We start from the raw sequence: 14,303 nt of genomic DNA, 5'->3' as shown, positions 1-14,303 counted from the left end.
TTAAATTCTCCCTGACTGGGTTCAAGCGTTCACTGCTTTGCCAGCTTTAGCTGGCAAGGTACGGGAAGCCGCTGTGATACCATTGGCTTGACCACTAGCAGGGGCAAGTTGGGCGGCAGTTTGCTCACTGCCCGGCATGACCACGATGTGCGGATTAACCTGGTTACCTGGACGCACGCGTTGCAGGCCATTGACGACAATGCGCTCACCCGCTTTCAGTCCACTTTCCACTACCCGCAGATTGCCCTGAGGTGCACCAATATGGACCTCACGGTAGTTCGCCTGTCCTTTATCATCCACCACCAGCACAAAGCGCTTGTCCTGGTCGGTACCTACGGCTTTCTCGTCAATCAGCACGGCTTCACGCTGCACGCCGCTACCTATGCGTACGCGGGCATAGAGCCCTGGCAATAACTGGCCATTGCTGTTTTCAAATATGGCGCGAACCCGAATCGTGCCGGATGTCGTGTCCAGACGGTTATCCACGGAGCCAATATGTCCCTGACGACTGAAACCTTCTTCATTGGCCAGCCCCAGCAACACCTTGATGGCTTTGGAATTGCTGGATTGCTCGCCGCTGATGAACTTGAGGTAGCTTTGTTCATCCACTTCAATCGCCGCATAAATATTGGCGGTAGAGACCAGGGTGGTGAGGGCTACTGAGCCAGCGCCTGCGGACACAATGTTACCCAGCGTGATTTCGGCACGTGAAATGCGGCCACTGACTGGTGCGGTGATGCGGCTGTACTCCAGGTTGAGGCGTGCTGTTTGCAATGAGGCTTGCGCACCCAGCAGGGCGGCTTTGGCTTCCAATGCGGCGTTGCGTTTCTCTTCAAAATCACGGCGTGCGATGGCGTTATCGCTAATCAGGCGTTCAGCGCGTTCAAGGTCATGGCTGGTGTAATCCAGTCTGGCTTCGGTGCTGCTCACTTGTGCTTGAGCCCTCGCTACTTCCGCTTCAAAAGGGCGTGGATCTATGGTGAAAAGCGTGTCGCCTTTTTTGACCAGATCACCGTCCTTGAAATGGATTTTGGTCAATGTACCTGATACCAGGGGACGGATTTCCACCCGGTCTACGGCTTCCAGACGGCCGGAATAATCCTGCCAGTCTGTGACCTGGCGGCTTTCCACTACGGCCACGTCTACCGTGGCAGCCTGAGGGGCTGCGGTTTGCTCAGCATGTGCCTTGTTACCGGATTGGGACAACAGCACAGTGCCGCTACCGATCAACAGGGCAGCGGCGATCATGGCCGCTATTTTTTTCTGGCGTATTGAGTTAGGCATGATGATCCTCGTGTTGAATGTTGAAATTTAAATCTGGGTGTTGGGATTGCCTGCGCAGGAAATTCACAATGTCGTGCATTACCGGCAAGTGGGTATGAAGTTCGGCATGCTTGATGCCTGTAAAACGTGAAACCTGGGTGGGTACGCCAGCACTGATGAGGGCGGCGGCATATTTTTCTGCCTCGACGTGCAGTACATCACACTCTGCAGTGGCAATCAGGGCGGTTGGCAAGCCGGCCAGACGCAAGCATTCCAATGGGGCTGCATAAGGATGCATACGTTGCATGCTGGTTGGCAGGTATTGCTGATAACGTTTGGCGCATTGTTCTGCAGTGAGGTCGGACTTGAGTTTTTCTGCATCGCCAAGCCGCGTCATACTGGGGTCTAGCATGGGGCCAATCAGCACTTGGGCTGCAATATGCACTTCTGCACGATCACGGGCCATCAGGGTCAGGCTGGCTGCAATATTGCCGCCAGCATCATCGCCAGCTACTACCAGTAACTCAAGGGAAGCTCCCAGACGCTTTGCGTTACGGGCAGCCCAGATGGCAGCTGCATAAGCTTCTTCTGGCGCAGCCGGAAAAGGGTGTAGCGGCGCCAGCGAATAGCCGACAGACAGCACCAGCGCCGGACAATGACTGGCGATAAAGTGGGCAGGGTATTCCGCATCATCCAGGCTGCCTCCACTAAACCCGCCGCCATGGAAGTAAAGTACCAAAGGCAGTTTTGGGCTGTTGGTACCAGGCCGATACAGGCGCACGGGTATAGCACCGCCAGGGCCGGGGATGATGAATTCTTCGGTGGAAAATGCTGGAGCAACTGGTTTCACCATGGGTTTGGCAATGCCGTCTTTAAGGTTAGGTCAACGATGCCTATTGTGATACTTGCTATAAAATAGATAATCTCCTATATTTCAGCAACACTATTCCGATTTTACGAACAATCGGATTGTTTATATTGGAGTGGTTTCATTCAGACAGGATCAGATCATGGACAGATTCCAGGCAATGCAGGTGTTTACCCGGGTGGTGGATGCCAATAGTTTTACCCGGGCAGCGGATATTCTTGGATTGCCGCGCACGACGGTGACGACGACGATCCAGGGGCTGGAAAGTTTGTTGCAGGTGAGGTTGTTGAACCGTACCACGCGCCGCTTGAGTGTCACGCCCGATGGCGCTGCCTATTATGAACGCTGCATGCGCATCCTGGCAGAAGTGGACGAAACCGAGGCATTGTTCCGGCACGTGACCCGTGGGCCCAAAGGTCGCTTGAGGATAGATGTGCCGCCATCAATCGGGCGCTTGATCATCCTCCCCAAGCTCTGTGATTTTTATACACGCTATCCTGATGTGGAACTGGTCATTGGCATGAGCGATCGACCCGTGGATATGGTGCAGGAGGCGGTGGATTGTGTGGTACGTGTGGGCGAGTTGCAGGATTCCAGCATGGTGGGGCGCCGTATCGGTGCTTTCCAGATTGTGACCTGTGCTGCCCCAAGGTATCTGGAACAATACGGCGAGCCCAAGACGATTGAGGATTTGCAGCATCACCAGGCCGTGCATTATTTTTCCAGCCGTACTGGACGTAATATGGACTGGGATTTTGTGGTGGACGGTGAGGTGAAGGAAGTGCAATTGGCAGGGAAGGTGGCGGTCAATGATGCTGAAGCCTATGTGGCGTGTGCCTTGCAAGGGTTTGGCCTGATTCAGGCTGCCAGATACATGGTGTTGCCACATCTGGAATCAGGCGAGCTGCGTGAGGTGCTGCCACAATGGAGTCCTTCTACTCATCCGATTTCAGTGGTGTATTTGCATAATCGCCATTTGTCTCCCAAGGTACGGGCTTTTGTCGACTGGATTGCGGAACTGTTTGGTAATTGCCCGCTGCTGGGGGGATGCAGCCAGGATATGGCGGAGAGTGAATGCCGGTTTGCCAGTCATGAAAAAGGCAATACCATGCGAGAGATTATTGACCGTAACAATACTGCGGAAGCTATTTTCTAGTAAAGGATGCGCCCTAGAACGCCCGTGGTGGGAAAAGCTGTTCATATTCCTTGCGGACTACCTGGTAGCATTCACAGCTTTTGAGTTCAAGCCCGGTTCTGTCCAGAATCTCGATATGGCCGCGGCTATAGCTGATCAACCCTTCTTTTTGCAGTTTACCTGCCGCCTCGGTCACGCCTTCTCGGCGTACGCCCAGCATATTGGCGATGAGCTCCTGTGTCATGATCAGCTCGGAGCATTCAAGCCGGTCCAGGCTTAATAGCAACCAGCGGCACAGCTGCTTTTCCAGCACGCAGTGACGGTTGCAGACTGCGGTCTGGGTGATTTGCGTGATCAAGGCTTGGGTATAACGTAATAATAGCGAGGCAATGGTGGGGCGGGTTTTGAATTCCTGCCTCAGCAGGTTGGCCTTGATACGGAAGCCATAACCAGCACTTTGAATCACCGCCCGGCATGAGGAATGTTGACTGCCCAGGATAATAGGGGTGCCTACCATGCCCTCGTTACCGATAACGGCAATCTCTGCAGATGCACCATTTGTCATGACATACAGCAATGACACGATTGAGTTGACCGGAAAATATGCGTATCGCAGAACCTGGTCAGGTTCATACAGTACATCGCCCAACTGCATGACAACAGGCTCAAGGTGAGATATCAACCTGAGCCACTCCTCCATAGGTAATGCACCAATTAACGCATTTTTTCTCGGGCTATATGGAATGTCCATGTCGCCTTCATGCGGTATCTAATACGTTTCAGTATATTCTTATTGGCATGACTTGCTATTTCTTTCCTTCATCATTAGTCCGTTTGGGCTAATTTCCCAATCAATCAGCACCTTATGTGGGATACCGCACAGTAGCTACCTATTGAATCGCGCATTGTCGTTTTGCCTGGCGCTCATAGTCAGGCAAGGAGATGTTTCTACCAGTATTTCAATAAAGGAAACGATAATGAACAAGCTATCAGTAGTATTTTGTGGGGCATTATTGGCTGCAAGCACAGGGGTAAATGCTGCGCCTAACATTGTGGTAAATGGAGGGTTTGAGGCAGATACTATTTCTGGCGCTTATGAACAACTGGCTGCAGTCACTGGCTGGAATTCGGATGGTGTATTTGAAATACAGCGTGGCAGTGATCATGGAGGCTGGACTGCATTTAATGCCGCTTATGAGGGAGAGCAATATCTGGAGCTTAACTCCACGACATTGACTTCTATCTGGCAGGGGTTAAATACAACAGTGGGTCAGACGTACAATCTGAGTTTTGCTTACTCAGGTCGTTCTGACACTCCTGGTGAGCTTAACAGTGCATTTGAAGTGTATTGGGGTGGGACGCAGTTAGTTGCTTCTTCAACACCTTCCGATAGTGGCTGGGTGACATACAGTTTCAGCAATTTGTTGGCAACTAGCAATCTGACTGACTTGAGGTTTGTCTCTACTAACCCTCAGGGAGCTCCATCTTATGGCTCCTTCCTGGATGGGGTTGTAGTCACAGCCGTGCCAGAACCAAGCACTTATGGCATGTTGGCACTTGGTTTGGGCGTGATTGGTTTTCTTGGCAGGCGCGAACGTAAAAGCATGCTGAGCTAATCAAGTTAACTTGATGCATTAGAAAGCCGGACGCCATGTCCGGCTTTTTTATGTTGAGGCCAGCTGCTGGTAGATATCAGCCACTGCCTGGTAAGAACGTAACCTGACGGCCTGATCATAGACGTGTCCTGTGATCATCAACTCATCTGGCTGTAGATCAGCCATCAGATTTTCCAAGCCTGCTTTCACGGTGTCAGTGGTGCCCACATATGAGCAAGCAAGCATACGTTCAACCCCCAGCTTTTCTCCCGGTGTCCAATAAGCTTCAATATCTTCAATCGGGGGCGGTAATTGCCCAGGCGTGCCCCGATGTAAATTGGTAAACCCCTGTTGCTGTGAGCTGAACCAATAGCGTGCTTCCGAAACGGTGTCAGCAACCAGCACATTCACTGTGAGCATGAAATAGGGTTTGTCTAGCTGGGCTGAGGGAATGAAATTACGCCTATAGGTGTCCAGCGCCTGCAGCAGGAAAGTGGGCGCGAAGTGGGACGCAAAGGCAAACGGCAAGCCATTGGCGGCGGCAAACTGGGCTCCAAACAGACTGGAGCCTAATATCCAGATTGGAATCTTGAGTCCGGCACCAGGGACGGCACGGATATTTTGCCCAGGTTGTACTGCATCAAAATAATGCCTGAGTTCTGCCACCTGTTCAGGGAAGTCATCTCCGTTGATCCCCATGTCTCGACGCAATGCACGGGCGGTGGACATATCACTGCCGGGCGCACGCCCCAATCCCAGGTCTATGCGTCCTGGGTGTAATGATTCCAGTGTGCCAAATTGTTCTGCAATGGCTAAGGGCGCGTGGTTGGGCAGCATGATCCCGCCTGCTCCGATGCGGATATGCTGGGTGCCAGCTGCCACGTGGGCAATGACGACAGAGGTCGCGGCACTGGCGATGCCAGGCATATTGTGATGCTCTGCCAGCCAGAAGCGATTGAACCCGAGTTGCTCACCAAGTTGTGCCAGTTGCAGTGAGTGGCGAAAGGCATCTGCAGCGCTTGCACCGCGAACGATAGGACAGAGATCAAGAATGGAAAAAGGGATCATGGCGTGTTCATGTGAAGAAGTGATGTAGAGACAGGAAAAGCAGATACACGTTCATCATCTACTATTCATGGTGCGATTGCACAATTTCTGTGGGTAACTTTGTGGGCATGATGCGTATTGTTGCTGTAAGTGGCTGTTCTGTTATGTAGGGCTGGAAAGTGCTCATTATTTGATCATGCCTCAATATGGAGTAGGTGTGGATTAAAAAATTACCGTGATATAGGTTGATAGAACATACAATCCATACCATGGTCACAACTATCTCCATCTTGCAGATTCCACTTATTTTACGGCGCAGCCACTGAACACTATGCTTACATTTGATAATCGTTTTTTACAGGAGTTACCTGGCGATCCTGACACCAGCAATCAGTTGCGCCAGGTATTTAATGCCTGCTGGTCACGCGTGATGCCGACACCGGTCGCTGCGCCCACATTACTGGCATACTCAGAGGAAATGCTGCATGCATTGGAGCTGAGCGAAGCCGATATCCAGTCTGCTGACTGGGTCAATGCCTTGTCTGGCAATGGGATTATTCCTGGTATGCAGCCTTATGCCATGTGTTATGGCGGACACCAGTTCGGTAATTGGGCCGGGCAGTTGGGTGATGGTCGTGCGATTAGCTTGGGTGAGGTTATCAACAGCAAGGGAGATCGCTGGGAGCTACAGCTCAAGGGCGCGGGGGTTACACCATATTCCCGCATGGCCGATGGCCGCGCAGTATTGCGTTCTTCCGTGCGCGAGTTTCTCTGTAGTGAGGCCATGCATCATCTTGGTATTCCCACCACTCGTGCCCTGAGCCTGGTGCAGACTGGTGATGTTGTGATTCGGGACATGTTCTATAACGGCAATCCCCAGGCAGAAAAGGGCGCGATTGTTTGTCGCGTCTCGCCTTCATTTATCCGATTTGGCAATTTCGAGATTTTTGCCATGCGCGAGGACAAGGCAACCTTGCAAACCCTGGTGGATTTCACCATCAATCGTGATTTCCCGGAGCTGGCAGCTTATCCGCAAGAGGAGCGCCTTGCCGAGTGGTTTGCCATTGTATGTGTACGTACTGCACGCCTGATTGCACAGTGGATGCGCGTAGGTTTTGTGCATGGCGTGATGAATACCGACAATATGTCGATTCTTGGCCTGACCATCGATTATGGGCCTTACGGTTGGGTGGATAACTTTGACCCAGGCTGGACGCCCAATACGACCGATGCTGCTGGCAGGCGCTATTGCTTTGGTCGCCAGCCCGATATTGCCCGGTGGAACCTTGAACGCCTTGCACAAGCGCTTTATAGCTTGCAGCCTGAGCGTGAAATTTTTGATGAAGGTCTCATGCTCTATGACCAGACCTATAACAAGGAATGGGGTGCAATACTCGCTGCCAAGTTTGGGTTTGCGCTGTGGCGTGATGACTACGAACCGATGATCAATGAGGTATTTGATCTGATGTACCATGCCGAAATCGACATGACAGAATTCTTCCGCAAGCTTGCGCTGGTCGATGCTACCCAGCCGGATTTAACCGTGCTTGAAAGCGCGGCCTACAGCCCTGCGCTGTGGGATACCTTCAAGCCACGGTTTACCGCATGGCTCAATCAATATGCCCATGCGATTCATGCCGATGACCGCGATCCAGCAGAACGCCGGCAGGCCATGAATAGCGTCAATCCACGTTATGTGTTACGTAACTATCTGGCGCAGCAAGCAATTGATCTGGCTGACCAGGGCGACAGCAGCATGATAGACGAGCTGCTTGATGTATTACGCAAGCCTTATGACGAGCAGCCGGGTAAAGAGGGTTTTGCTGCCTTGCGTCCTGATTGGGCGAGGCACAAGGCAGGGTGTTCTATGCTGTCTTGTAGTTCGTGATTAAAAACTACAAGAACATTGTTTTCCAATAACAGCAAGGGCGAGCGCAGCAAAGCCAAGTAGTCGTGGCTTTGGGGGTGCTCCCGTCTGGCTGCGCCGAGTAGTGGAGATCTGGCCGGATTAGGGCTTGCAGCATGTTTGAGCGTAGCGAGTTCTGCAAGACCCTGGACAGCTTGAGCAACGCAGGGAACAGGGAGCTTGCTCCCGGCGCAGACTCCGGGATCGCCTTTTGTTTGGTGCCTTTATTTTGGCGACGCAAAATAAAGGAACTCGCTGGCAAGCGAAAGGCAACACGCGCGTTATCGCCAGTATTTGGGTAAGGCCACGATTCCTACCTCCCTAATACCCCAAATCATTTCTGATCTTCATCCATACTGTGGTTTGCGAGAGGATGGGTTTCGCCTTGCCGGGCGAGCCCATTTCTTTTGCGTCGCCAAAAGAAACAGGACGAAAGAAAAGGCGACCCGATTGTCTGCGTCCCGGAGCCAAGCTCCGGGTAACCTGTGTTGCTCGCTTTTAATGGGGACTGGCTGAACTCGCTACGCTCAGACAGACGCCAGTCCTATTTCCATTAAAAGCTGCGCTACTCGGCGCAGCCAGACGGGGAGGCCAGGTTAAACCCAAGGTCAACAGCGACTTGGCATCGCTGCGCTCGCCCTTACTCAATTAGAGTTGTTCCTGATCCAGCTTGCGGCTTGCATGTGCGAGCGAGGCAAGTTCGAAATGCTGTTTGCGGCTTTTGAATAGGCGGGTGAGGGCGATCACGGCTACTGGCGTCAGGGCGGCTAGCAGGAAGGCTTCAAGTAAATGCGTTGCGGGTTGATCCGGCAGGGGGAACATGGACAGGCCTGCTGCCAGGCCCGCCACCGTGCCGCGCACAGCTTCTTTGCCCGTATGCGAGCGGCTGAACAGGCCGAAAAATACCGGGAAGGCGGCAGCCGAGCATAAGAGGTCAGCCAGCAGGAACAGGTACAGCACGCTGTAGCCCTGGGCTGCGACGATCAATACCGGAACCGCCACCAAAAGTACCAACCAGCGGGACAGGCGCATCAATCCGGCTGCGCTGCGCTTGGGCATTATCCGGCCGATATCTACTGCCACAATACTGGAAATGGCGCTGATGGCTGAGTCGGCGCTGCACATAACCAGTGAGATGCCGAGTGGTATCAGGGCAATTGCCAGCCAGAGCGGGATAGTCGGCATCACGACGCTGAACAGGGCAACCGAGCTGTCACCATTCGGGGTCATGGCCATGAAAGCCAGTCCGAACAGGCCCATGATGAAGATGAACGGCACCACGAGGATGCCGCCCAGCAGAAAGCCATTGCGCATGGCCGGGATATCCTTGGCGGAATAAATGCGCTGCCAGTTGCCCTGGTGAAAGATGCCGGTGAGCAGGATGGCGACGAAAAAGGTCAGCCCGGCCTTGATACCATTGATATCGTGCAGATCAATTAACTGCGGCGCGGTTTCGCGCAATTTCGCGGCAACAGGCGCGATGCCGCCTGTCACCTGCCAGCCGATAAACACTAGTGCGGCCAGCAGCGGGATGATGATGACGATCTGCACCTTGTCGGTGAAGATGGAAGCACGCAGGCCACCATACATGGTGTAGAGCAGGGTAAAGCCCAGCACGATGGCAGCAGTGGCCCAAAGCGGCACGGGCGCGAGTAAGGTGACCATCTTGGCAATCGCGGTAATCTCGGCGCTCATGGCGATGAACAGGTAAAACAGCATGATGGATAGCGCAAGCAGATACATGGGCTTGCCATAGCGGGCGATAAGGAACTCCGTCAGCGAATGGCCATTGGGCATCAGCTCGCGCATGCGCTTACCGAGCGGGATCATGGCAATGCGTGGCGACATGGCACCCAATGCGTAACCGATGACGGCTGCGAGTCCACCCCAGGTGGCAGCCTGTGCAGGTGAGAACAGTATCCATGCACCCAGTGACGATGCCAGTAACACCATCACGCTTGCGAGCGAGCCTTGGCTGTTGCGTGCAACGATATATTCTTCGAGGTTGCCGCGATAACGGCGTGAATAGGCCATGCCCAGTATGGCGAAAATGGCGGCGAAGAGGACGAGCCAGGCGAGGGCTGCTTGTGTACTGAGCATCTTATGGTGACTCCTGTAATCGACGAACGGCAAGGAGTACGCAAACCTGATGCGTTACTTCCTTCCTTTCGCCAGCATGATCTGGATCAAGTATTAAGGGTCATGGTGCTGTTATCGCGCCCATTTCTCAGCCATCATCGGCTCCCCCAGGATGGAAACGGCCAATATAGCTTGGCCGTTCCGGTGCCGGATTATAACGACTTTCACACTGTTCTGGATGTGAATCGTGCATATTCCATGCTATGGTTCAACTTTTCGGCACGGGGTGCCCTGTTGAAACAGTTTCTTCAGGGCTGAGAGCATACCCGTATACCTGATCCAGATCATACTGGCGGAGGAATGCCTGTTGCAGCTTGTTCTGCCATGTATTCCTTTGCTATGGCTATCGCAAAGGACTCACATGAACCATCCATCTTCATCATCACTTCCCATTCAAGAACAGCTCGTCCTGGTGACAGGTGCAGGGCGAGGGCTGGGCCAGCATATCGCCCGCGCTTTCCTCAATCAGGGCGCGAAGGTCGTCGTCAATTATTTCCATAGTGCAGAAGCGGCGAGTAGCCTGGCCAATGAGGCTCCCGGGCGGGCGCTGGCCATCCAGGCTGATGTGAGTGATGCCTCTGTCGTGCAGGCGATGGTGGCGCAGGCACAGGCATATTTTGGTCAGCCGGTGACGACCGTGGTCAATAATGCCCTGCCGGAGTTCAAGTTCAACGGTGATGCACGTGCCCATGCTGCCGATCTGGGCTGGGAAAGCCTGCAACAACAGTTTGAAGGTGTGGTGCGTGGCGCGCTCAACATCGTACAGGCAGCTTTGCCTGGCATGCGCGCGCAGGGGTGGGGTCGTGTAATCAATATCGGTACCAACCTGTTTCAGAACCCGGTGGTGCCTTATCACGATTACACCGCGGCCAAGGCAGCCCTACTTTCGCTTACGCGCACTCTGTCGAACGATCTTGGGCCAGATGGCATCACGGTGAATATGGTCTCGGGCGGCCTGTTGCGCACAACGGATGCCTCAGCTGCCACGCCAGAGGCGGTGTTCGACTTGATTGCGGCAAGCACGCCCCTGCGTCGTGTCACTACACCGCAAGAGTTTGCTGATGCGGTGCTGTTCTTCGCCTCGCCCTGGTCGCGTGCGGTGACCGGGCAGAATTTGGTGGTGGATGGTGGCCTGGTCAAGAATTAGGGTGAATCACAACATTCTTCTGGCGTTATTGCTCGACCTTATCCTGGCAGTATGTGCTATCGCATGGGGCAAAGTGCTTAGCCGTGTCGTTTCACTGAATTTTGTGCGCCGGTATGAGTTTGCGTTTCGTATTTCATTGCCCTCCGTAGTGCCTGCTCTTATTAAACTTCCTGCAAAGGTTATTGTTCTTCGATGATGCATATCAACCTGTTTCTGTTCGGCTGTGGCCACCACAACGCCGCCTGGCGTCACCCGGACTCCCCTGTTGAGCGGCTGGGCGATATTCGCTATTACGAGGAAATGGCGCAGCTGGCCGAACGCGGCAAGCTGGATGCCGTATTTTTTGCGGACGGCCATGCTACCAACAACATTACGGATGGGCCGCGATGGTTCCTGGAGCCCGTGACCATGCTCACCGCCATCAGCCGTGTCACCCAGCACATCGGTTTGGTGAGCACCATTTCCAGCACATTCTTCACGCCGTTTCATGCTGCACGCCTGATGGCTTCACTCGATCATATTTCCGGGGGACGCGCAGGCTGGAACGTGGTGACGTCGATGTTTGATGTCGAGGCCAGGAACCACGGCTATGAGGCCATGCCTGATCATGCCGAGCGCTATGCCCGTGCGGAGGAATTCATTCAGGCTGTGCTGCAACTCTGGGATAGCTGGGATGATGGCGCATTGCTCAATGACCGCACCGGGGATTATGTGGATGAAAGCAGAGTGCGCCAGATCAACCACAGGGGCGGGCATTTTCTCGTGGATGGACCGTTAACTGTACCGCGCCCGCCGCAAGGTAATCCTGTGCTGTTCCAGGCAGGTGCTTCTGATCATGGACGCGCGCTGGCAGCGAAATATGCTGAGGCGATATACGCGGTGGCCTATGACCTGCCCTCGGCACAGGCTTATTACAGCGACGTTAAGGCCAGGGTCAAGGCCGCAGGCCGCCAGGTGGATGTGCCTATCCTTCCTGGACTGGTGACCTTTATCGGCTCAACTGAAGCAGAGGCACGTGCCAAGCGGCAGGCGCTGGATGAGCTGCTCCCTGCCGAGACTTCCTTGCGGCAATTACAATTGTTTATCGACCAGGACTGCATGGATTGGGAACTGGACGCCCCAGTGCCGCCATTACCGCCACTGGAGGATTTTGCCGGCCCCAAGGGACGCTATGCCACCGTACTGCGCATTATCGCCACCGAGCAGCCTACGGTACGCCAGCTATTGGGCAGGCTGGCGGCTGGAGGAGGGCATTGCACCATGGTCGGCACGCCGGAGCAGGTGGCCGACCAGATGGAACACTGGTTTCGCAACGGCGGGGCTGATGGTTTCAACCTGATGCCTCCGGTGCAGCCCGACAGCGTCCAGGATTTCGTCGACCACGTGATTCCCATCCTGCAGCAACGCGGCCTGTTTCGTCGGGATTATGAACACAATACCTTGCGCGGCCATCTTGGCCTTGCGCGGCCGGTGCGAAATTAGCACGGCTTTGGTTTTTCGCGTTATTGGATATTGTGCCGTCATTGATGATGCAACTCATGGCTTGACAGCGCTCTCTCATGTTTGCCCATGTCTGTAGGCACCATGCTCAAGCCGCTTACTTTGCTGTTGATTGGCGCTGAGCGGGGCTTGCAGGGGAGTGATGAAAGCTAATCATGTGATGCGGGACAGTGGCTGAGATATTGTGCTGGAAAGTCATACCAAGGCTAAGAACCTGTTCAAAATATATGCTGCTATTGCCAACGCTGCATACCCTTGAATCCAAGGATATGCAGTTTTCACTCTTTTATGGTTTCACCCCATAGCGATCAGCCTGCATGTCGCCATTCACGCTATGTGAGCGAACATCGGCAGTGATGGGCAGCATCTTGCTGTTCCAGATTTGCCATTGCGCCTTGAGTTGCGCCAATTCTTGAGGATGTTTTGCAGCAAGATTGGCGCGTTCCCGCGGATCCTTGGCCAGGTTGAACAGGTACTCATTACCGTTGATTTTCAGGTATTTCCAATCAGCAGAACGTGTAGCAGCCTGTTCGTGGCCTTTATAGCGCCAGAATAACTGACGAGGCCGGATAGCCGCCTCTCCCAAGAGTATAGGCAGCAGGTTTTCGCCATCTGGTGCATATTGGCTGTCTGGTGTTGTGCCAGCCGCAGCGAGCAAGGTGGGTAACCAGTCCATGCTGATGGCGACCTGATCGGACACTTGTCCTGCCTTGATGCGCGCAGGCCAGCGCACTAGAGTCGGGACGCGTATGCCACCTTCCAGCAGTTCTGTTTTCTGGCCGCTGAACGGCCAGGTATTGGAGAAGCGTTCACCACCATTGTCGCTGGTGAATACGATAATCGTATTGTCTGCCAGGCCCTGTTTCTCCAGTGTTGCCAGTACGCGACCCACGGCGGTATCCAGCGCTTCGACCATCTTGCCATAGGTGGCGAGGCTACCACCGTCAAGGTGGAACAGGTTCTTGATCTCGCGCGAAACTGCCTCGTCTCCTGGCGCTTCCCATGGCCAGTGAGGGGCGGTGAAGTGTAGTGATAGGAAAAAAGGCGTAGCTTCTGTTTGCTTGCCAATGTATTGGCTGGCGTGATCGGCAATCAAGTCTGTGTAGTAACCTACCTCGTTGACTGGAACCTCTCCTTCGTACAAACCTCCCGGCACCTCGTCACCAACCCCATATTTATGCGTGAAGTAGTCAACAGCACCGCTATAGTTGCCAAAGAATACGTCATAGCCGCTTTTGAGCGGGCCAAAGGTGGGTAATGATCCCAGATGCCACTTGCCGAAGAGGGCAGTGTTGTAGCCAACTTTCTTCAACTGTGACGGCAGGGTGGGATGCTCAGGAGGTAAACCGAGGTTTTCCCTGCCGGCAAGGGGCTCTTCCAGTCCGCCACGCAATCTGTATTGATAGCGGCCAGTGATCAAGGCAAACCTGGTGGCTGAACACACGGCGGAGTTTGCATAGCCCTGGGTAAAACGCAGACCTTGGTATGCCACTTTATCCAGATTCGGGGTTTTAAATGCTGTCTGTCCATAGACGCCAAGATCGGCATACCCCAGGTCATCTGCCATGATGAAGATGATATTGGGTTTCTTGGTTTTGGTCGTCTCAAGGGCTGCTTTTGTGAGCCCGCTGTAAGGGAGTAAGGCCATTGCTGGGATGGCTTGTAGAATCTGGCGACGTTTTTGTTTGAACTGTGTCATGACG

General features: G+C 53.8%; 11 protein-coding genes and 2 riboswitches. Of the genes, 5 read left to right on the top strand and 6 right to left on the bottom strand.

The genetic code is table 11. The features are described from left to right. Window positions 1-21 precede the first annotated feature (21 nt). Both LG201_RS05470 and LG201_RS05465 read right to left on the bottom strand, forming a co-directional pair. Window positions 22-1,284 (bottom strand): efflux RND transporter periplasmic adaptor subunit, encoded by a 1,263-nt coding sequence (locus LG201_RS05470; protein ID WP_226771154.1) that lies wholly within the window; start codon window positions 1,282-1,284, stop codon window positions 22-24. After that, entirely contained in the window at window positions 1,277-2,116 is an 840-nt protein-coding gene (locus tag LG201_RS05465; RefSeq protein ID WP_226771153.1) for an alpha/beta hydrolase fold domain-containing protein, read from the bottom strand. The genes LG201_RS05470 and LG201_RS05465 overlap by 8 nt, the downstream gene beginning before the upstream one ends. Before the next feature lie 157 nt (window positions 2,117-2,273). Here LG201_RS05465 and LG201_RS05460 point away from each other — a divergent pair, with 157 nt between their 5' ends. Further along, window positions 2,274-3,287, top strand: a complete 1,014-nt coding sequence (locus tag LG201_RS05460; protein WP_226771152.1) for a LysR family transcriptional regulator — start codon at window positions 2,274-2,276, stop codon at window positions 3,285-3,287. Between the two features lie 13 nt (window positions 3,288-3,300). Here LG201_RS05460 and LG201_RS05455 read toward each other — a convergent pair whose 3' ends face one another. Further along, the gene (locus LG201_RS05455; protein WP_226771151.1) at window positions 3,301-4,017 is read right to left on the bottom strand and encodes a Crp/Fnr family transcriptional regulator; all 717 of its coding nucleotides are present in this window, start codon (window positions 4,015-4,017) and stop codon (window positions 3,301-3,303) included. A 226-nt stretch (window positions 4,018-4,243) separates the two neighbouring features. On the opposite strand from LG201_RS05455, the gene LG201_RS05450 reads away from it, so the two are divergent. Then, window positions 4,244-4,882, top strand: a complete 639-nt coding sequence (locus tag LG201_RS05450) for a PEP-CTERM sorting domain-containing protein (RefSeq protein WP_226771150.1) — start codon at window positions 4,244-4,246, stop codon at window positions 4,880-4,882. A 48-nt stretch (window positions 4,883-4,930) separates the two neighbouring features. Here the strand turns inward: LG201_RS05450 and LG201_RS05445 are convergent, their stop codons facing one another. After that, window positions 4,931-5,929, bottom strand: a complete 999-nt coding sequence (locus LG201_RS05445; RefSeq protein ID WP_226771149.1) for an LLM class flavin-dependent oxidoreductase — start codon at window positions 5,927-5,929, stop codon at window positions 4,931-4,933. A 310-nt stretch (window positions 5,930-6,239) separates the two neighbouring features. Here LG201_RS05445 and LG201_RS05440 point away from each other — a divergent pair, with 310 nt between their 5' ends. After that, window positions 6,240-7,796 carry a protein adenylyltransferase SelO gene (locus LG201_RS05440; RefSeq protein ID WP_226771148.1) on the top strand — a complete coding sequence of 519 codons (1,557 nt, stop codon included), beginning with the start codon at window positions 6,240-6,242 and terminating at the stop codon, window positions 7,794-7,796. Window positions 7,797-8,462: 666 nt separating this feature from the next. On the opposite strand, the gene LG201_RS05435 is transcribed toward LG201_RS05440, so the two are convergent. Further along, on the bottom strand, window positions 8,463-9,914 hold the full coding sequence (locus LG201_RS05435; protein WP_226771147.1) for a sodium:solute symporter family transporter: 1,452 nt from the start codon (window positions 9,912-9,914) through the stop codon (window positions 8,463-8,465). A gap of 46 nt (window positions 9,915-9,960) precedes the next feature. Next, a riboswitch (TPP riboswitch) is annotated at window positions 9,961-10,072 on the bottom strand. 93 nt (window positions 10,073-10,165) lie between these two features. After that, window positions 10,166-10,271: riboswitch (TPP riboswitch) on the top strand. 43 nt (window positions 10,272-10,314) lie between these two features. On the opposite strand from LG201_RS05435, the gene LG201_RS05430 reads away from it, so the two are divergent. Further along, window positions 10,315-11,100 (top strand): 3-oxoacyl-ACP reductase, encoded by a 786-nt coding sequence (locus LG201_RS05430; RefSeq protein ID WP_226771146.1) that lies wholly within the window; start codon window positions 10,315-10,317, stop codon window positions 11,098-11,100. Window positions 11,101-11,292: 192 nt separating this feature from the next. Further along, window positions 11,293-12,582, top strand: coding sequence for an LLM class flavin-dependent oxidoreductase (locus LG201_RS05425; RefSeq protein ID WP_226771145.1), 1,290 nt, complete (start codon window positions 11,293-11,295; stop codon window positions 12,580-12,582). A gap of 304 nt (window positions 12,583-12,886) precedes the next feature. Here the strand turns inward: LG201_RS05425 and LG201_RS05420 are convergent, their stop codons facing one another. Further along, on the bottom strand, window positions 12,887-14,299 hold the full coding sequence (locus LG201_RS05420) for a sulfatase family protein (RefSeq protein WP_226771144.1): 1,413 nt from the start codon (window positions 14,297-14,299) through the stop codon (window positions 12,887-12,889). Between the last annotated feature and the right edge of the window lie 4 nt (window positions 14,300-14,303).

The sequence above is a fragment of the Methylobacillus gramineus genome, from assembly GCF_020532675.1.
Classification (GTDB): Bacteria; Pseudomonadota; Gammaproteobacteria; order Burkholderiales; family Methylophilaceae; genus Methylobacillus; species Methylobacillus gramineus.
Note: the sequence above shows the minus strand (reverse complement) of the source record. Positions and strands in the feature narration are given on the sequence as shown.